Source organism: Streptomyces sp. NPDC002499 (genome assembly GCF_053595415.1).
This window is the reverse complement of sequence record NZ_JBSFXO010000015.1, coordinates 40,374-58,313: the sequence shown is the minus strand read 5'-3', so window position 1 is coordinate 58,313 and position 17,940 is coordinate 40,374. Positions and strand designations below refer to the sequence as shown.

At 73.3% G+C, this 17,940-nt stretch carries 15 protein-coding genes; 13 read left to right on the top strand and 2 right to left on the bottom strand.

Annotated features, from left to right (window positions below):
• Positions 1 to 66 precede the first annotated feature (66 nt).
• The 5 genes from ACWD5F_RS37205 (at position 67) to ACWD5F_RS37185 (ending at position 4,860) form a co-directional block, all read left to right on the top strand.
• Entirely contained in the window at positions 67 to 678 is a 612-nt protein-coding gene (locus ACWD5F_RS37205; protein WP_451260722.1) for a TetR/AcrR family transcriptional regulator C-terminal domain-containing protein, read from the top strand.
• A 177-nt stretch (positions 679 to 855) separates the two neighbouring features.
• Complete coding sequence (locus tag ACWD5F_RS37200; RefSeq protein ID WP_451260721.1) at positions 856 to 1,785, top strand: ABC transporter ATP-binding protein; 930 nt, start codon at positions 856 to 858, stop codon at positions 1,783 to 1,785.
• On the top strand, positions 1,785 to 2,648 hold the full coding sequence (locus ACWD5F_RS37195) for an ABC transporter permease (protein WP_451260947.1): 864 nt from the start codon (positions 1,785 to 1,787) through the stop codon (positions 2,646 to 2,648). Before ACWD5F_RS37200 ends, ACWD5F_RS37195 begins: the two co-directional genes overlap by 1 nt.
• 22 nt (positions 2,649 to 2,670) lie before the next feature.
• Positions 2,671 to 4,029, top strand: a complete 1,359-nt coding sequence (locus tag ACWD5F_RS37190) for a sensor histidine kinase (RefSeq protein ID WP_451260720.1) — start codon at positions 2,671 to 2,673, stop codon at positions 4,027 to 4,029.
• A gap of 162 nt (positions 4,030 to 4,191) precedes the next feature.
• On the top strand, positions 4,192 to 4,860 hold the full coding sequence (locus ACWD5F_RS37185; RefSeq protein WP_451260719.1) for a response regulator: 669 nt from the start codon (positions 4,192 to 4,194) through the stop codon (positions 4,858 to 4,860).
• 7 nt (positions 4,861 to 4,867) lie between these two features.
• Here the strand turns inward: ACWD5F_RS37185 and ACWD5F_RS37180 are convergent, their stop codons facing one another.
• Positions 4,868 to 5,770 carry a LysR family transcriptional regulator gene (locus ACWD5F_RS37180; RefSeq protein WP_451260718.1) on the bottom strand — a complete coding sequence of 301 codons (903 nt, stop codon included), beginning with the start codon at positions 5,768 to 5,770 and terminating at the stop codon, positions 4,868 to 4,870.
• A 99-nt stretch (positions 5,771 to 5,869) separates the two neighbouring features.
• Between ACWD5F_RS37180 and ACWD5F_RS37175 the strand changes: the two genes are divergently transcribed.
• The 8 genes from ACWD5F_RS37175 to ACWD5F_RS37140 all read left to right on the top strand — a co-directional run bounded on the left by ACWD5F_RS37175 (position 5,870) and on the right by ACWD5F_RS37140 (position 16,114).
• Positions 5,870 to 6,748, top strand: coding sequence for an SDR family NAD(P)-dependent oxidoreductase (locus ACWD5F_RS37175; RefSeq protein WP_451260717.1), 879 nt, complete (start codon positions 5,870 to 5,872; stop codon positions 6,746 to 6,748).
• A gap of 284 nt (positions 6,749 to 7,032) precedes the next feature.
• On the top strand, positions 7,033 to 9,240 hold the full coding sequence (locus tag ACWD5F_RS37170; protein WP_451260946.1) for a DEAD/DEAH box helicase: 2,208 nt from the start codon (positions 7,033 to 7,035) through the stop codon (positions 9,238 to 9,240).
• A gap of 119 nt (positions 9,241 to 9,359) precedes the next feature.
• Positions 9,360 to 10,544 carry a DUF4190 domain-containing protein gene (locus ACWD5F_RS37165; protein ID WP_451260716.1) on the top strand — a complete coding sequence of 395 codons (1,185 nt, stop codon included), beginning with the start codon at positions 9,360 to 9,362 and terminating at the stop codon, positions 10,542 to 10,544.
• 147 nt (positions 10,545 to 10,691) lie between these two features.
• Complete coding sequence (locus tag ACWD5F_RS37160) at positions 10,692 to 11,444, top strand: GntR family transcriptional regulator (protein WP_401713334.1); 753 nt, start codon at positions 10,692 to 10,694, stop codon at positions 11,442 to 11,444.
• A gap of 350 nt (positions 11,445 to 11,794) precedes the next feature.
• Positions 11,795 to 11,995: an SPOR domain-containing protein gene (locus ACWD5F_RS37155; protein WP_401713331.1), complete on the top strand. Its 201-nt coding sequence runs from the start codon at positions 11,795 to 11,797 to the stop codon at positions 11,993 to 11,995.
• A 63-nt stretch (positions 11,996 to 12,058) separates the two neighbouring features.
• The gene (locus ACWD5F_RS37150) at positions 12,059 to 12,472 is read left to right on the top strand and encodes a (deoxy)nucleoside triphosphate pyrophosphohydrolase (protein ID WP_401713328.1); all 414 of its coding nucleotides are present in this window, start codon (positions 12,059 to 12,061) and stop codon (positions 12,470 to 12,472) included.
• A 147-nt stretch (positions 12,473 to 12,619) separates the two neighbouring features.
• Positions 12,620 to 13,081 (top strand): ATP-binding protein, encoded by a 462-nt coding sequence (locus ACWD5F_RS37145; RefSeq protein WP_401713325.1) that lies wholly within the window; start codon positions 12,620 to 12,622, stop codon positions 13,079 to 13,081.
• A gap of 330 nt (positions 13,082 to 13,411) precedes the next feature.
• On the top strand, positions 13,412 to 16,114 hold the full coding sequence (locus ACWD5F_RS37140; protein WP_451260715.1) for a SpoIIE family protein phosphatase: 2,703 nt from the start codon (positions 13,412 to 13,414) through the stop codon (positions 16,112 to 16,114).
• Positions 16,115 to 16,174: 60 nt separating this feature from the next.
• Here ACWD5F_RS37140 and ACWD5F_RS37135 read toward each other — a convergent pair whose 3' ends face one another.
• Positions 16,175 to 17,932 carry a hypothetical protein gene (locus ACWD5F_RS37135; protein ID WP_451260714.1) on the bottom strand — a complete coding sequence of 586 codons (1,758 nt, stop codon included), beginning with the start codon at positions 17,930 to 17,932 and terminating at the stop codon, positions 16,175 to 16,177.
• Positions 17,933 to 17,940 lie beyond the last annotated feature (8 nt).

Genomic DNA, 17,940 nt, shown 5'->3' with positions numbered 1-17,940 from the left:
GTCGCCTGATCGGGTAAGGCTCTTGGTCACTGACCAAGAACTCTCGCCGTGCAGTAAACTAGGTCGGTGACCAAGACGCAACAGAGCGACCGGCTGGATCCGGCCACCGTGATCCGCGCGGGACTGGACCTGCTGGACGACAAAGGGCTGGACGCGGTGTCCACGCGCGCGGTCGCCGACCGGCTCGGCGTGCGGATCAACACCGTGCAGTGGCATGTGAAGACCAAGGCCCGGATGCTGGACCTGATGGCGGACGCCGTACTCGGCGAGATCCCGCTGACCGACCTGCCGGCCGCCCCCGCCGAACGGGCCCGCGAACTCGCCCGCCGCTTCCGCCGCGCCCTGCTCTCCCATCGCGACGGCGCGGCCCTGGTGGTCGGCACCTACCCCGCCGAACCGGGCACCCTGTCCTTCGCGGAGGCCCTGGTGGAGGCGCTGCTGGCGTGCGGCCTGGGGGACCGGGAGGCCGCGTGGACCTCGTGGGCGGTCATCTACTTCGCCCTGGGCCTCACCCAGGAGGAGCAGGCGGTCGACCACCGCCCCCTGGGCGACATCCTGGCCCGCGCGATCTCCGAGACGACCCACCCCTCCCTGCACCGCGTGGCCGGACATCTCGCGCCGGCGTCCTTCGACGAGCGCTTCGAGGTCGGGGTGGCCGCGCTGCTCGCGGGGACGTGAGGGACGGGGCCGCCCACCTGAAGGAGGAGTCGGGCCGACCTCGTGGTGGTACCGCGGTACCACTCGCCCGCCGAAGAGTCCCCCTGGGGCCCACGGGCCGCGCCGGTCGCGCCCATAGCGTCGAACTCGGACACCGCGGCGTATCCGCGGCCGGGTTCAGGCAGGGAAGGCGCCCCCATGATCGAGGTACGGCAGTTGACGAAGCGCTACGGGGACAAGACGGTCGTCGACAATCTGAGCTTCACCGCCAAGGCCGGCGAGGTGACCGGCTTCCTCGGTCCCAACGGCGCGGGCAAGTCCACGACCATGCGCATGGTCGTAGGACTGGACTCGCCCACCGACGGCTCGGTCACCGTCAACGGCCGGTCCTACGCCCGCCATTCGGCGCCCCTGCACGAGGTCGGCGCGCTGCTGGAGGCCAAGTCGGTGCACCCGGGGCGCACCGCGTTCAACCACCTGATGGCCCTCGCCTACACCCACGGCATCTCCCGCGCCCGGGTGGACGAGGTCATCGAACTCGCCGGACTGAGCAGCGTGGCCGGAAAGCGGGTGGGCGCCTTCTCGCTCGGCATGGGACAGCGGCTCGGCATCGCCGCGGCGCTGCTCGGCGACCCGTCGATCGTCATGCTCGACGAACCGGTCAACGGACTCGACCCCGAGGGCGTGCTGTGGGTGCGCAACCTGCTGCGCCAACTGGCCGACGAGGGACGGGCCGTGATGCTCTCCTCGCACCTGATGAGCGAGACCGCGCAGATCGCCGACCACCTGGTGATCATCGGCCGCGGCCGGCTGCTCGCCGACACCACGGTCGACGACTTCACCCGGGACGCCGGCAGCGGAGCGGTGAAGGTCGCCACCGCCGACACCGCCAAGCTGCGCTCCCTGCTGATCGGTCCCGACATCACGATCACCTCGTCGTCCACCGAGGAACTCATGGTCCGCGGACGCGACGCCCGGGAGATCGGCGCCATCGCGGCCGCCCACGGGGTCGCGCTGTACGAACTCACCCCGCAGGCCGCCTCCTTGGAATCGGCGTTCATGGACCTCACCCGCGACTCCGTCGAGTACCAGAGTGCTCCGGCCGGCGCCGCACGAAAGGCTGCATGATGACCGTCACCGACCTTTCCGCGAACCCGAATCCGGCTTCTACCCCGGCGCCGCCCCGCACGACCGTGCGCAAGGTGACCGGAGCGCGCGTCCTGCGCTCGGAGTGGGCCAAGTTCTGGTCCCTGCGCTCCACTTGGATCACCCTGGGCGTCGCCGTCTTCCTGCTCGTCCTCTTCGGGACGATCGCCGCCCACACCTACAGCCCCGACGCCGTCGGGGGCGGCGGACGGCCCGGTCCCGGTGGCGACAGCGGCGACAGCGACGCGGTGAGCCTGGCCCTGACCGGGGCGACCTTCGCCTCCCTCGCCATCGGAGTGCTCGGCGTCCTGCTCTCCGCCGGCGAGTACACCACCGGCATGATCCGCTCCACGCTCACCGCGGTCCCGCGCCGGTTGCCGGTCCTGTGGGCCAAGGCCGCCGTGATCGGGCCGGTCGCCCTGGTGCTCACCGCGGTCGGCGCCCTGGCCGCCTTCGAGTTCGGCGCGCCGGGTCTGGACGGCACGGACATCGCCCTGTCCCTGGGCGACGACGGTGTGCTGCGCAGTCTGGCCGGTGCCGGGCTCTACCTCGCCCTGGTCGCCGTGTTCGGCGTGGCCCTCGGCATGCTGATCCGCTCCTCCGCCGGGGCCATCGCGGCCCTGGTCGGCATCCTGCTGATCCTGCCGGGACTCGCCTCCCTGCTGCCCGACTCGTGGGACGACACCCTCAGCCCGTACTTCCCCAGCAACGCGGGCCAGGCGGTCTACGCCCTGCACCAGTCGTCCGGCTCCCTGTCCCCGGGAGCGGGGCTCGCGGTCTTCGCCGGCTGGGTGGCCCTGGCACTCGTCGGGGCGGCCGGCCGGCTCATCAGCACGGACGCGTGATCGGTACCGGACAATGGTGGTCATGAGTCCGCACCGCGCGGCAGCCGCCCCGGACCTCGGCCCGGGGACGGCCCGCCCGCCGCTCCCCGGGTCCGACAGCGTGTGGACGCACTCGCTGCTGGCCCGGCTGCTGGGCGACCGGGGGCACCGGCCGTGGCTGGGCGCCCGGCACCCGTGGCTGGTCGACACGGCCCTGGCACTGCTCATCGTGTTCATCACGCTGCCCGTCCTGATCCGCGGCGGAACCGAGCGGTCGCCCTTCGACGACGACCCCCGCGTCCGGTTCCCGGTCATCGTCCTGTGCTTCTTCGTCGCCGCGCACGTCGCTCCGCTGTTCTGGCGGCGCAGGGCCCCGACGATCACGTTCTTCGTCATCGCGCTCGTGTCGCTGCTCCAGTGGTCGCTTGAGGTGTGGCTGCCCACCGGTCTTGCCGGGCTCGTCGCCCTGTACACGCTGGCCCGCCACGGGTCCCTGCGGATGCTGGGCTGGGCGGTCGCGCTGACCGCGAGCGAGCTGCTGCTGGCCGCCTTCGTGCTGGTCCCCGGCAAGGGGGACCACCCGGTGCTCGGCACTTTCCTGCTGCTGGGCACGGTGACGGCGTCCGTCGCCGTCGGGCTGGCCCTGCGCGTCCAGCGGATGTACATGGCGGCGCTGGAGGACCGGGCCAGACGGCTCGAGATCGAGCAGGAGCAGCGTGTCCGGCTCACCGCCGCCGCCGAACGCTCCCGGGTCGCCCGCGAGATGCACGACATCGTCGGCCACAACCTCTCCGTCATGGTCAGCGTCGCCGACGGCGCCGCGACCCTCGCCGCCAACCGGGGCGAGCGATCCGCCGAGGCACTGCGCGTCCTCGGCGACACCGGCCGCCAGGCCATGAACGAACTGCGCCGGGTGCTCGGCGTGTTGCGCGAGGGCCAGCCGGACGAGCGCCTGCTCGGTCCGCAGCCCGGGATCGACGACCTGGACCCCCTCGTCGCACGCGTGCGCGCGGCCGGCCTGTCGGTCACCTACAGGACGGTGGGCGACCTCGACGCGCTGGGCAGCGGTGTGCAGCTCACCGTGTACCGCGTCGTCCAGGAGTCCCTCACCAACACCCTCAAGCACGCGGGCACCGGCGCGAGTGCCGAGGTCACCGTCGCGGTCGAGGCGGGACAGGCCCGGATCAGGGTCGCCGACACCGGCGTACCACCGGGCGCGCTTCCGCGCGCGAAGCAGGCGGGCCCCGAGGGCGACCCCGCCGACCCCGGTCACGGCCTCGTCGGCATCCGCCAACGGGCCGCCATGTACGGCGGCACCGTCGTCGCCGGCCCGGCCGACACCGGCCACGGCTGGACCGTGGACGTCGTACTCGACGTACCACCAGGAGACCATCAGCCATGACCACCGTGCTCATCGCCGCCGACCAGCCGCTGTGGCGCGGGGGTGTTCGCGGTCCGGGTGGCGCCGGCCGAGGTTGGATCGCGGGTGTCGTGTTCGACGTATTGCCGGGAGAGCCGCTGTCATGACCACCGTGCTCGACGTACTGCCGGGAGACCCGCTGTCATGACCACCGTGCTCGTCGCCGACGACCAGCCGTTGCAGCGCATGGGCGTTCGGATGCTCATCGAGGGGACTCCGGGACTGACCGCGGTCGGGGAGGCCGAGCACGGTGCCGAGGCTGTGCGGATGGCCGCCGAACTCCGGCCCGACGTCGTCCTCATGGACATCCGCATGCCCGGCATGGACGGACTGGAGGCCACTCGCCGGATCGTCGCGGCCGGCGGCCGCACCCGCATCCTCATCGTGACCACCTTCGACCTCGACGAGTACGCCTACGAGGGCCTGCGGGCCGGAGCCAGCGGCTTCCTGCTCAAGGACGCGCGCCCCGAGGAACTCGTCGCCGGCATCCGCGCGGTCGCCACCGGCGACGCCGTCGTGGCCCCCCGCCTGACCCGTCGCCTCCTGGACGCCTACGCCCACCAGGTCCTCGCCCCCGCCGAACCGCCCGCCCAGGACCACCCCGTGCTGCGCGCCCTCAGCGACCGCGAGCGCGAGGTTCTCGTCGCCGTCGCCCAGGGCTGGACCAACACGGAGATCGCCGACCACCTCGTCCTGACGGAGTCCACGGTCAAGAAACACGTCGGCCGCGTCCTCGCCAAGATCGGCGCCCGCGACCGCATCCAGGCGGTGATCATGGCGTACGACGCCGGACTGGTGCGGGCCAAGCCGTAGCCGGGCGCTACGCATCGCCCTTCACCTGCCGGCAGACCTCCGCGTACGCCCGTACCAGGGGCCGGTCGTCGTCCCGGCGCCAGGCGAGGGCGTAACGGCTGGGGGAGATGCCGCGCACCGGGCGGGTGACGACGTCGCCCAGGGTGATCAGCGGGGCGTTGCCCGCTGCCACCAGGCAGATGCCGAGGCCCGCGACGAGGGCCTCGTACGTCTCCTCCGTGCCCGCGACCTCCGCGCCGATCCGGGGCGGGCGGCCGTCGCGGTCGGACAGGGCGAGCCAGTGGTCGCGCAGCGGGCCCGCGCTGTGCGGGAGGGCGAGGAAGGGCTCGTCGGCCAGGTCGGCGAAGTCGATCCCGGCGCGGGCGGCGAGCGGGTGGGTGCGGGGGAGGGCGACTAACCGGGGCTCCTCGGCGACGACCGTCCACGCGTAGCGGGTCTCGTCCGGCAACGGCAGCCAGACGAAGGCGACATCGGCGTCCCCGGCCGCGAGGCCCGCGGTCGGATCCTCCCAACTCACCTGGCGCAGCCGCACCACCGCCTCGGGGTGCGCGGCCGTGAAGCGGGAGCGGATCGCGGGCAGCAGGCCGCCGCGGCCCGGGCTGGTGCTCATGCCCACCACCAGCGTGCTGCGCTCCGCGGCCCGCGCCTCGGCCACCGCGACCGCGGCCTCGGCCCAGTCGGCCAACACCCGGCGCGCGTACGGCAGTAGGGCCGCGCCCGCCGCCGTGAGCGTGACCCCGTGCCGGTCGCGGCGCAGCAGCTCGACGCCCAACTGCCGCTCCAGGGCCCGGATCTGCTTGCTCAGCGCGGGCTGCGAGACGTAGAGCAGCTCGGCCGCGCGCGTGAAGTGCAGTTCCTCGGCCACCGTGACGAAGTAGCGCAGGTCCCGCACATGTACGTCCGTGGTCATGCCCATCGGTTATCACCGAAGGTCTTGGACGGGCAACCATCCCTGGCGGCACGGTGGTTCACGGACGACCCAGTGACGGGGACGGGGACGGAGAGCGACATGAACAAGGTGTGGCTGGTGACCGGCGCGAGCAGCGGGCTCGGCCGGGCGCTCGTGGAAGCGGCCGTGGCCGACGGTGACGTGGTGATCGGCGCGGCGCGCAGGCCCGAGGCCATGGCCGACCTCGTGGCCGCCCACCCCGACCAGGTGGAGGCGCTCCGGCTCGACGTCGCCGACACGACCGCCGCGGAGCCCGCGGTACGGGACGTGGTCGCGCGGCACGGACGGATCGACGTCCTGGTCAACAACGCGGGCCGCGGCCATGTCGGCGCCTTCGAGGAGACCACCGACGAGGAACTGCGCGACCTCTTCGACGTGCACGTGTTCGGCCCGGCGGCGCTGGTCCGCGCGGTCCTGCCCCACATGCGCGCACGGCGCTCGGGCGCGATCGTGCAGATGAGCAGCCAGGGCGGGCAGACCTCCTACCCCGGCTTCTCGGCGTACAGCGGCAGCAAGTTCGCCCTGGAGGGCATGTCCGAGGCGCTCGTCGGCGAGGTCGCGGAGTACGGCATCAAGGTCCTCGTCGTGGAGCCGGGTGCCTTCCGTACGTCGTTGTACGACGGGACGCGGGCCAGCGCCGACAGCCGCGTGTACGCCACGGTGGGCGGCACGCGCGCGATGGTGCGGGCCGGCTTCGACGGCGAGGCCGGCGACCCGGCCAAGGCGGCGGCCCTGATCCTGGCCGCCCTGGAATCGGGCAGCACCCCGCTCCGTCTGCCCCTCGGCGACGACGGCGTCAGCGCGGTCCTCGACCACCTCGACCAGGTGCGCGAGGAGGTCGAGACCTGGCAGAAGCGCACCAGGGCGACCGGGTTTCGCGACGTCGGCGGCTCGATCGGCACGGGAGATCCGGGTGACCTGGGAGAGTCAGGGGACTGAGAGGGCCGCGGACGAGCCGGCCCGCGCCGCGGGCCGCCCGCTGAGGCTTCCGGGACTGGTGCGACTGGCCTTGTCCGCGCCAGGGTGAGACCCGGGCCGCACCGCTAGCCCGACCTGACCTCTCCCTCGGGCCGCCCGGCCCTCAGGTCGCCCTCGCTCGCAAGTCGTCCCTGCCCTCAAGTCACCCCCGCCCACCGGGCAGGCCCTCTGTCCCGGACCCGCCCCGTTGTCAGTTCCCGGTGTCAAGATGGGCTCAACGGGGTGGACGGCGATTGAGGGACGGAATGGCGCGGGGCGAGGAGGTGGCGGGGGCGTCGGAGACGGACGCGCCGGTGGGGCGGCGGGCCCGGGGGGTGTTCGCGGAGGGCACGCGGCTGTACGGGGCCGCGCGTGCCGTGCTCGACGATCACGCCCGCGCGCTGGAGGCCGTGCGGTCCGCGATGGCGCCGCTGCGGGACGAGCTCGTCGCCGAGGCGCTCGGGTCCATCCCGGTCGCTCGGCTCAAGGACGCCACGGAGGGCCGGCTGCGGCTGGCGGCCGTCGAGGCGGCGGGGCTGACCACTGTGCGTGCGGTGCACGACGCGAGCCGTTACGACCTGCGCCAGATTCCCGGCGTCGGCGCGCAGACCGCCGACCAAGTGCTCGCCGCCGCCCGGCAGATCGCCCGCGAGGTCGAGCAGACCGTCGCGGTCCGGGTCGACGTCGATCACCCCGAACCCCGCACCACCGCCCTCGTCGTCGCCCTGCACCGACTGGTCGAGGCCGGACCCGAGCTGCGCCGCGCCGTGGACACCGCCGCACGCCTCGACCGCAGACTCCGCGAACTGCTGCCCGCCGCCCGCCCGGCGACGAGCCGGGTCCGCCTCGCGCTCGCCGGCCGCCGCCGCAGAGAGGCCGCCCTCGCGGCGACGGCGGAGCTGCGCGAGCTGACCTCAGGGCCCGCCGCCCGCAGCACCGGCCTCCAACTGGCCCAGGCCTCCACCGACCTGCTGCGCGGCCCGGCCGCCGACATCGAGGCCTGGGTCGACTTCGAGCTGCGCTCCGCCGAGTACTACAGCCAGCTCGCCGAGGCCGGCGAGCACCGCAGTGACGAGGCCGCCGCCGAGGGCTTCCTGCCGGCGGACGTCGCCGAGCGGGTGCGCGCCCAGCCGCTGGACGACACCCACCGCCGGGTCTCGCTGCGCGGCTACCAGTCCTTCGGCGCCCGGTTCGCCCTCGCCCAGCGCCGGGTCGTCCTCGGCGACGAGATGGGCCTGGGCAAGACCGTCCAGGCCATCGCCGCGCTGGCCCACCTCGCCGCGCGCGGGGACAGCCACTTCCTGGTGGTCTGCCCGGCCAGCGTGCTCATCAACTGGACCCGCGAGATCGGCTCCCGCAGCACACTCCGGGCCCTGCCGGTGCACGGCCCGGACCGCCAGGACGCCTACGCCGAGTGGCGCGAGCGCGGCGGCGTCGCCCTCACCACCTTCGACGTGCTGCACACCCTGCCCGCCCCGAACGGCACCGGGCCCGCGATGCTCGTCGTCGACGAGGCGCACTACGTGAAGAACCCCGACACCCGCCGCGCCCGCGCGATCGCCGGCTGGACCGGGCAGTGCGACCGCGTCCTGTTCCTCACCGGCACCCCCATGGAGAACCGCGTCGAGGAGTTCCGCGCCCTGGTCCGCTACCTGCGCCCGGAGCTGGTCCCGCAGATACGCGACAGCGCCGCGGTGGCCGGCCCGTACGCCTTCCGCAAGTCCGTCGCGCCCGCCTACCTGCGCCGCAACCAGCAGGACGTGCTCACCGAGCTGCCCGCGCTGCTCCAGGTCGACGAGTGGGAGGCGTTCGGCGCCGCGGACCGGCTGGCCTACCGCGCGGCCGTCGCCGAGGGGAACTTCATGGCGATGCGCCGGGCCGCCTACGTCGACGCGGAGAAGTCCGCGAAGCTCCAGCGGCTGCGCGAACTGGTCGCGGAGGCCGCGGCGAACGACCTCAAGGTGGTCGTGTTCTCCTACTTCCGCGATGTCCTGGAAACGGTCCGACAGGCCCTGCCGGAGCCGCAGTTCGGGCCCGTCTCCGGCTCCGTCCCGGCCGCCCGCAGGCAGCGGATGGTCGACGAGTTCACGGCCGCCGAGGGTCACGCGGTGCTGCTCTCGCAGATCGAGGCCGGGGGCGTCGGGCTCAACCTCCAGGCCGCGTCCGTGGTGATCCTGTGCGAGCCGCAGGTCAAACCCACCCTGGAACACCAGGCCGTGGCCCGCGCCCACCGCATGGGTCAGGTCCGCCCGGTCCAGGTGCACCGCCTGCTCGCGACCGACAGCGTGGACGAACGCCTGCTGCGCATCCTGGAGAACAAGACCCGCCTCTTCGACGCCTACGCCCGCCGCAGCGACACCGCCGAGTCCACCCCGGACGCCATCGACGTCACCGACGGCGGCATCGCGCGCCGGATCGTCGAGGAGGAGCAGCGCAGACTCGCGGGCGAGCCGGTCAAGGAGCCGACGGACTGACCTGCGCGGACCAGGGGCGGACCGGGGGTCGGGCCCCATTCCGTCCCCGCCCGTCTCCCGCTTACCATGCGCCAGTCGTACGACCGTTCAGCACAGCCCACCCCAGGAGCGCGGCACTCTTGTCCATACCCCCGCCCCCAGGGCCCCCGCAGCCCCAAGGGCCGTACCAGCAGGGTCCCTACGGCTACCCGTACCCGCAGCAGCCCTGGGGCCAGGGCCAGGGCCCGTACGGCCCGTACGGGCAGCCCGCCCCCGTCAACGGCGTGGCCATAGCCTCCCTGGTGCTCGGCATCCTGTGCTGCGTCCCGGGCGTCGGGCTCGTGCTGGGTCTGGTCGCGCTCGCGCAGATCAAGCGGAAGGGCGAGCGGGGCAGGGGGATGGCCGTCACCGGGTCCGCGCTGTCGGCCCTCGGCCTCACGCTGTGGGTACTGGTGCTGGCCACCGGCGGCCTGAACGACATGTGGGACGGTGTCAAGGACAGCGCCCGCGACAACGGCAGCGCCTACACCCTCGCCAAGGGCGAGTGCTTCGACGCGCCCAGCGGCTCCCTGGAGGGCTTCGCCTACGACGTCGACCAGGTGACCTGCGCGGGCGAGCACGACGGCGAGGTCTTCGCGGCCCTCCGGATACCCGGATACGGGGACTCCGCCGCCTACCCCGGGGACGACAAGGTCACCGACATCGCCGACACCCGCTGCTACGCGCTCCGCTACGACTACGCCATGGACCAGTGGGCCGTACCGGACTACGTCGACATCTACTACCTGACCCCGACCCGGGACAGCTGGCGGCTGGGCGACCGCGAGATCACCTGCGTGTTCGGCAACACCGACGAGACGGCGAGCCTGACCGGGTCGCTGCGCAACGACGCGGCGACCCTGGACGCCGACCAGCGGGCCTATCTCATGGCCGTCAACCTCGGGAACAGGGCCATGGACGGGCAGCCCGTGGACAGCCCCGACGACGACCTCGCGGCCAACCGGAAGTGGGCGGACCGGATGGCGACCGCGCTCACCCAGGAGGCACGTCAGCTGCGCGGACACCGCTGGCCGGCCGGGGCGGACAAGCCGGTCGGGAAGGTCGCGGCGGAGCTGGGGACCATCGAGAAGGAGTGGGAGCGGGCGGCGGCGGCCGAGGACGCGGACGCCTTCTACGTGTCGTACGACCGGATCCTGACGCTCTCCACGCCGGACCACTCCCTCACCGCCCGCGAAGCTCTGGGCCTGGCCACCACCCCGCCCTCGGACGGGGACACGGACGGCGGCGGGGGCGACGGGGAAGGTGACTCCGGTCTCGAGGTGTGACGGCTCCCATAGCGGGGAGAAAGTGCCTGCGTAAAGGCTTTCCCCGGAACAAGTCATCACATCGGGTGATTCTCTGGCCTTTGCTTGCATGGTCGAACCCACGGTTGCCACGCTGTTGCTGTCTGTACAACCTGATGGGAGCGGCCAGTGACTTTCGGTGAGCAGCCGGCGTACCTGCGCGTCGCGGGTGATCTCCGCAAGAAGATCACCGACGGGTCGCTGCCACCGCACACCCGCCTGCCGTCCCAGGCCCGGATCCGCGAGGAGTACGGCGTCTCGGACACGGTCGCGCTGGAGGCCCGCAAGGTGCTGATGGCCGAGGGTCTGGTCGAGGGCCGCTCCGGCTCGGGGACGTATGTGCGCGAGCGGCCCGTGCCGCGCAGCGTCTCCCGCTCCGGCTACCGCCCGGACGGCGGGGCCACACCGTTCCGTCAGGAGCAGGCCGACGGCGAGACGCGCGGCACCTGGGAGTCCCGCAGCGAGCAGGCCGAGGCGAGCGGCGCCGTCGCCGAGCGGCTCGGGCTGCACCCCGGCGACCGCGTGATGTGCACGCGCTACGTGTTCCGGGAGGCCGGCGAGGCGATGATGCTCTCCACCTCCTGGGAGCCTCTCGCGGTCACCGGCCGCACACCGGTGATGCTCCCCGAGGAGGGCCCGCTGGGCGGCATGGGCGTCGTCGAGCGCATGGCGGCGATCGACGTGATCGTGGACAACGTCACCGAGGAGGTCGGCGCCCGCCCCGGCCTCGCCGAGGAGCTGCATGCCCTGGGGGGCGTCCCCGGACATGTCGTCCTGGTCATCCAGCGCACGTTCTACGCCTCGGGCCGCCCCGTCGAGACCGCGGACGTGGTGGTCCCGGCCGACCGCTACCGGATCTCGTACCACCTGCCGGTGAAGTAGCGCACACCTTTGCGGCGCCCGCCCCCGCGGGCCCCGGTCCGTACCCCCGCCGCGCGCCCCTGCGACCCCGTCGACCGCCGGTGGAATCCGGTCGTTCTCGCAGGTCGCTCACGACTGCCCGAGATGCCCCTGACCGGATGCGTCGGTGGCCGCGGGCGGCGCGTACCGTGTCGCGCGCCCCCTTCACTCTGGCCGGTTGCGTACCTCTTTGTGAAAAGCCGTATTCGCTGCGTGAAGGTTAGGCGTAGGCTCGGGCATATGCGGATTGCGGTTTCCTTAGCGGGCGGGGCACGGCACGAGCCGCGGTTGGGCGGCGGAGCTGCTGGGGTGGGACGGAGGGGCGGGGCTTGATGAACGACGGCACGATCACTCTTCCCTGGCTCGTCATACGGCAGGACGACAACGGCAATCGCTACCGCGTCGGCAGGTACGCGACCCGGGCCGAGGCCCAGAAGATCGCCGACAGCCTCGACGACCGCGGACACAAGCAGCTGTACTGGGTCGAGCAGCTCGGCCAGAACGGACAGAGCGGTACGAGCACCGCCAACTGAGGCCCGCTGCCGGGTCGGACTCCAGGGAGGCCCGGGTCTTCGGGCTCCCGTAGGCTCCCGCGCATGACGGAACGGATCGTGGTGGGAGCCGCCCTGCTCGACGGCGGTCGCCTGCTCGCCGCGCGCCGCAGCGCGCCCCCCGAACTCGCCGGGCGCTGGGAGCTGCCCGGCGGCAAGGTCGAGGAGGGCGAGGCACCCGAGGCGGCCCTGGTGCGCGAGCTGCGCGAGGAACTCGGCGTGGACGCCGAGCCCGTCGAGCGCGTCCCCGGACAGTGGCCCCTGCGCCCGCCGTACGCCCTCCAGGTGTGGACCGCCCGGCTGCTCCCCGGCTCCGCGGGACCCGAGCCCCTCGAGGACCACGACGAGCTGCGCTGGCTGGGCCCCGGCGAGCTCTGGGACGTGGACTGGCTCGACCCCGACGTGCCCGCCGTCCGGGAAGTGGCTGCCCGGCTCGTGACGGGGTACGTGTCCGAGTAGCGACGGAGTACGCGTCCGGGTGGCGGGGGAACAGCGCGGGGTGCGGGGCGAGCGCGCGGCGAGACCGGGGCGCCGGACCGGGCGCCCCCTACGCCGTTCGTGCCACAGTGCGCCGCTACGGACGGTACTGCGCGCCGGATATCGGGTATGTGCCCATTAACCCCACGAAACCGGACATGCGTGGGCTTGTCGGCCTGGGAAGTGATCGGCGTGAGCGACACCGAAGGCGAAGGCGCCGAGTGGAGCTTTCCCGCGGAGCCCGGCGCCGTCCGCAGCGCCCGCGCCGCCGTCCGCCGACAACTGCACGAGTGGGACCTCGACACCCTCGGTGACCTCGCCGCGCTGCTGGTCAGCGAGCTGGTGACCAACTCCCTGCGGCACGCCACCGGCCCCATCGGCGTCCGGCTGGTCCGTCCCGATCGGCTCGGGGGCGTGCTGCTCGTGGAGGTCTCCGACCCGCTGCCCGACCCGCCCCGCGAGCGCGTGGCCCGCGCCGAGGACGAGAGCGGCCGGGGTCTGCAGCTGGTCGCCCTCTCCTCGCGCCGCTGGGGCACCCGCCCCGGCGAGGCCGGCAAGACGGTGTGGTTCGAACTGGCGGTGCCCGGGTGAACCGCGCACCCGTCCCCGAGCGTGTCCTTCAGCGGATCCCGCGCACGAACCCTGTGTGCACGGGCCGGAACGGTCCGGCGGAACCCTGTACGGGGGCCTTCGTGCTGTCCAGTGGCTGGTTCAGGCCAGTGGCAGTTGTCGACGAGCGTGATTCGACGACGTGTGGGCTGGTTAGAAGACTGGAAGTGTTGTCACGGTCCGGACCGAAAACCGTCGGGACCGTGCTGTGATCGTGAACACCGTGTTGTGCGGCGCCGTAGTGCTGGATACTGCGGGCAGCCGCCCCCGGTGACCGGTGCCGGACGCGGTGAGCTGGAGGGGACGGTTCGCGTGAGCGAGATACCAGCGAAGGCCACGGGGTCCGAGGACCCGTCGGACGGCGCGAGGACGGAGGCCGCGGGTGATGCCGCGGCCGACGTGAGGCGTGGAGCCACGGGTGGCTCGGCGCTGTCCTCCTCCGGGTCCTTCTCCGGCGCGGGTCGGCACGACATCGGCTTCGGCTCCGACGAGGCGCCGCCCTACGACGCCATGTGGCAGAGCAGCCCGCCCGGCTCGATCTACGACTACATCAAGGTCGCGTCCTTCTCCATCGGCCCCGACGGGCTGGTCGACCAGTGGAGCCTGCGGGCCGAGCAGCTCTTCGGGATCCCCGCCGAGCACGCCGTGGGCATGGATCCCATCGAGGCGTTCATCGACTCCGACCTGCGCGAGCAAGGCCAGCGGAAGATGGCCGAGATCCTCGACGGGCGCGAGTGGACCGGAGTGGTCCCCTTCCGGGTGCCGGAGACGGTCGACGGCGAGGGCGGACGGGAGGGCCTCGCCGAGGTCTACGTCATGCCGACGCGGACCGAGGAGGGCGAGAAGGCCGCCGTCTGCATCGTCGTGGACGTGCGCACCCTGCGCAGCATCGAGACCGACCTCGCCGCCTCGCAGGCGATTTTCGGCCAATCTCCTTTCGGGTTTCTGCTGATCGACCCGGACCTGCGGGTCCGCCGCGCCAACATGCGGTTCGCCAGCCTCTTCGGCGGTACGCCCGACGACCACCGCGGCATGGGCGTGTCCGACTATCTGCCGCGCCCCGAGGCCGAGCGGGTCACCGCGACCCTGCGGCGCGTCCTGGAGACCGGCGACTCCATCACCGACATGCACGTCACCGGCTTCCTGCCGGGCTCCGACGAGCGCCGGCACTGGTCCATCAACCTCTACCGCGTGCACAGCGGCAGCGGCCGCCCCATCGGCATCGCCTGGCTCGGAACCGACATCACCGCCCGTCGCGCCGCCGCCCGGGAAGCGGCCGCCGCACGGCGCAATCTCGCCCTTCTGAACGAGGCGGGCGCCCGCATCGGCAACTCCCTCGACCTGGAGACCACGGCCCGCGAACTCCTCGACGTCGTCGTCCCCGGCTTCTGCGACCTCGCCACCGTCGACCTCTACCAGGGGCTGCTGGCCGGTGACGAGACCCCGCCGGGCCTCGCCGACGGCAGCGCGGAGCTGCGCCGGGTCGCGTTCGCCAGTGCCGTCTCGGACGCGCCGCTGCCCGGTTCAGGCGACCCGGTCCCGGTCGGCGCCGTGCACCACTTCTCGTTCAACTCGCTGTGCGCGGACGCCCTGCGCACCGCCCGCACGCAGAGCATCCCGCCCGAGGAGGGCGGCCTCGTCCAGTCCACGCTGGCCGTGCCGATGGTCGCCCACGACACCGTCGTAGGACTCGCGCAGTTCGCGCGGACCAAGGGGAGCGAGCCGTTCGGGGACCGGGACCGGGATCTCGCCGTCGAGCTGGCCGCGCGGGCCGCGGTCTGTATCGACAACGCCCGGCTGTACCGGCGCGAGCACGAGCGGGCGCTGATACTGCAACGGTCGTTGCTGCCGCCCGGCGACCCGGTCGCCTCCGGCCTGGACATCGCCTGTCGCTATCTGCCCGGCAACTCCTCCGCCGACCGGCCCAGCGAGGTCGGCGGCGACTGGTTCGACGTCATCGAACTGCCCGGTCACCGCACGGCGTTGGTGGTCGGCGACGTCATGGGCCGCGGGCTGCGTGCGGCGGTGGCGATGGGTGAACTCCGCTCCGCCGTCCGCACGCTGGCCCTGCTCGACCTCGAACCGGCGGAAGTCCTCAGCGCGTTGGACGAGATCGCCCGCGGCCTCGGCGCCCCCGGCGGTGTCCAGCAGGCCACGCGCGCCGCGCGCCGCCCCCGCGAGGCCGACCTGTCCGAGGTGTACCTCGCGACCTGCGTCTACGCCGTCTACGACTCCGTCACCCGCCGCTGCACCTTCGCCAACGCGGGCCATCTGCCGCCCGTCCTGGTCGAACCCGGCGAGGACGCGCTGATGCTCGACGTGCCGCCCGGCATGCCGCTCGGGGTCGGCGGGGAGCCGTTCGAGGAAGTGGAGGTCGAACTGCCCGAGGGCGCGCTGCTCGCGCTCTACACGGATGGACTGGTCGAATCCCGCGACCACCCGCTCGACGAGGGCCTCCAGGCTTTCGTCGGCGCGCTCACGGACCCCACCCTTCCGCTGGAGGACGTCTGCGACCACGTCCTCAACACCCTCGACAGCCACCACGGCGAGGACGACATCGCCCTCCTCATGGCCCGCGTCCAGGGCCTGCCCGCCGACTCGGTCGGCGACTGGACCCTCCCGCGCGAGCCGCGCAGCGTCGGCAAGGCCCGCGAGTACGCCCGTGGCCAGCTGCTGACCTGGGACCTCGAACCGCTGGTCGACACGACGGAACTGCTCGTCAGCGAACTGGTCACCAACGCCCTCCGCTACGGCGAGGGCGACATCAGACTCCGCCTCCTCCTCGACCGCACCCTCGTCTGCGAGGTCTGGGACTCCGGCCTGGTCCAACCCCGCCGCCGCCGCGCCCGCGACACGGACGAGGGCGGCCGTGGCCTCCAGCTGGTGGGCCTCCTGAGCGCGGCCTGGGGTTCGCGCCGGACGCCTCGCGGCAAGACGGTGTGGTTCGAACTCCCGCTGCCGGACGGGGAGACGGGCCTGACGGATCCGGCGGAGGCGTTGCTGAGCCTTTTCTGACCGGTTCCCTCCGGGGGCGGGGACAGAGAGCAGAGGCGGGGGCCGAGGCGGGCGGCCGGATCAGGGAAGGTCGGCGTCGTCGTGCCGGGCCCGGGTGCGCGGCCCGCCGAAGCTCGGGGGCGTGCCCCCGTCCAGCAGGACCTCGCCGAGGACCGCCCCCGCGAGCCCGCTCGCATGCTCGGCCGCGCCCGCGACCGGATTGCCGTGCGCCCGCACGTCCCGCTCCGCGAGCGCACGGGCCTCGCGGGCCAGGGCGTCGGCGGCGAGCGGGTCGGCGGGCTCCGCACCGAGCAGCCGTACCGCCTCCGCGAGCCGGGTCCGGGCGCCGGCACCGACGACACCCCGGTGCGTCGAGACGAAACCGTCCGCGCCACGCACGCTCGACCCCGCCACGAACGACGCGGCCACCGCCAGCACCCCGGCCGACCCGCCGGTGACCGGCAGCACGGCCCCCACGACCCTGCGCAGGGCGTCGACCGGGTCGTACGGCCCACCGGTCACCTCTTCCCGTACGGCGGCCAGGACGAGGTCGGCCCGGGAGAGGCGGGCGTGGAGCTCGGAGGGGGTGAGGGCGGGCGCGGTCCTGGTGCCGGCGGGCGACGCGGTGTCGTCGGCGTCGACGGCTGGGTTCCCCTGGGCTCCGGCGGCTTGCGTGGCCGGATGGGACTGCCCTGCCCGGTCGGACCCGGCAGGCCGGCGCGCGCCGGCGGCTCGCGCCGTCGGACCGTCCCCGCCTCCCGCCGCCCGCGCAGCGGCCCGCGCCCCCGCGAGTTCGGTCTCCGCGCCCGTCAGTGCGGTCGGGAGCAGCGCCTCGGCTCTCGTGAGGTCGGTCGCGAGGTGGTCGACGGCGTCGATGAACTCGGCCGCCTGCGTCACCGCGCCCTCGGCCTCGCGCAGGTGGCGGATCGCTCGTCGGCTCTCGCCCCGGTAGGCGGTCTGGCGGGACTCGTTGAGGCGGGAGGTGGTGAACACCAGGCGGTCCTTGGCGTGTTCGACGTATCCCGTGACGCGGTCGACCGCCGCCGGGCCGTACCGGTCGCCCAACTCGGTCAGCGTCGTCTCCGTGGCGCCTGTGCGGCCGGCCAGTTCCCGGAACCGGGTCTCCGCGATTTCCAGGGCCTCGCCCACGCCGCGTTCCAGTCCCCGCAGCCGGTCGAACGCGGGGGCCTCGGCGTCCAGTACCCGCCCCGCCTCCTGGCACCGGCCGACGATGCCGGCGAGCGCGTGCCGCCGGGCCGTCCCGTCCTCCGGGACGCCGTCGTCGTACTGCCGGCGCATGCGGAACGCGGCCGAGAGTTCCGCCTCGGCGTCCCGCAGCACCTTCGTGAAGGGTTCGGCGGCCGGCTCTCCGAACCGTGTCGTCGCGAACCCGAGTTCCTCCCGGCTGGTGCGCACCCAGTCGTCGGCCTCAGTGAGCAACGCCCTTGCGCGCTCGTCGAGTTCGGGGAGTGGAGGTTCGGCGGGGGAGGGGAGGGCGGATATTCGCGCGGGGGTGGTGCGGTTCTTCGCCCGGCGGGTGCGTCGTACGTATCCGTATCCGGCGAGCACGATCGCGGCTCCCACGGCGACCAGCGGCAGCACCAGGTCGACGGTGGACTTCTCGTCCTCCGCCCGCGCGGCGGACGCGGCCTCGGTCGCTGTCGCCGTGTCCTGGGTCGTCCGGGCCGCCGGAACCGGCACGGCGGCGTTGATCGTCATCCCCGGCAGCACCAGCCACACCACCCCGGCGAGACCGCCCACCAGGGTGTGCACCACCCGCACGGATATATGAGCCCGCCCGGCCCGCCGCGGCCGACCTCGAATCAAGGATGACGTCACATTTCGGA

What these genes read in the sequence shown, in the direction of transcription:
- ACWD5F_RS37200 (WP_451260721.1), top strand. Translation starts at nt 856, where the DNA reads ATGATCGAGGTACGGCAGTTGACGAAGCGCTACGGGGACAAGACGGTC.
- ACWD5F_RS37195 (WP_451260947.1), top strand. Translation starts at nt 1,785, where the DNA reads ATGACCGTCACCGACCTTTCCGCGAACCCGAATCCGGCTTCTACCCCG.
- ACWD5F_RS37190 (WP_451260720.1), top strand. Translation starts at nt 2,671, where the DNA reads ATGAGTCCGCACCGCGCGGCAGCCGCCCCGGACCTCGGCCCGGGGACG.
- ACWD5F_RS37185 (WP_451260719.1), top strand. Translation starts at nt 4,192, where the DNA reads ATGACCACCGTGCTCGTCGCCGACGACCAGCCGTTGCAGCGCATGGGC.
- ACWD5F_RS37180 (WP_451260718.1), bottom strand. Translation starts at nt 5,770, where the DNA reads ATGACCACGGACGTACATGTGCGGGACCTGCGCTACTTCGTCACGGTG.
- ACWD5F_RS37175 (WP_451260717.1), top strand. Translation starts at nt 5,870, where the DNA reads ATGAACAAGGTGTGGCTGGTGACCGGCGCGAGCAGCGGGCTCGGCCGG.
- ACWD5F_RS37170 (WP_451260946.1), top strand. Translation starts at nt 7,033, where the DNA reads ATGGCGCGGGGCGAGGAGGTGGCGGGGGCGTCGGAGACGGACGCGCCG.
- ACWD5F_RS37155 (WP_401713331.1), top strand. Translation starts at nt 11,795, where the DNA reads ATGAACGACGGCACGATCACTCTTCCCTGGCTCGTCATACGGCAGGAC.
- ACWD5F_RS37150 (WP_401713328.1), top strand. Translation starts at nt 12,059, where the DNA reads ATGACGGAACGGATCGTGGTGGGAGCCGCCCTGCTCGACGGCGGTCGC.
- ACWD5F_RS37145 (WP_401713325.1), top strand. Translation starts at nt 12,620, where the DNA reads ATGTGCCCATTAACCCCACGAAACCGGACATGCGTGGGCTTGTCGGCC.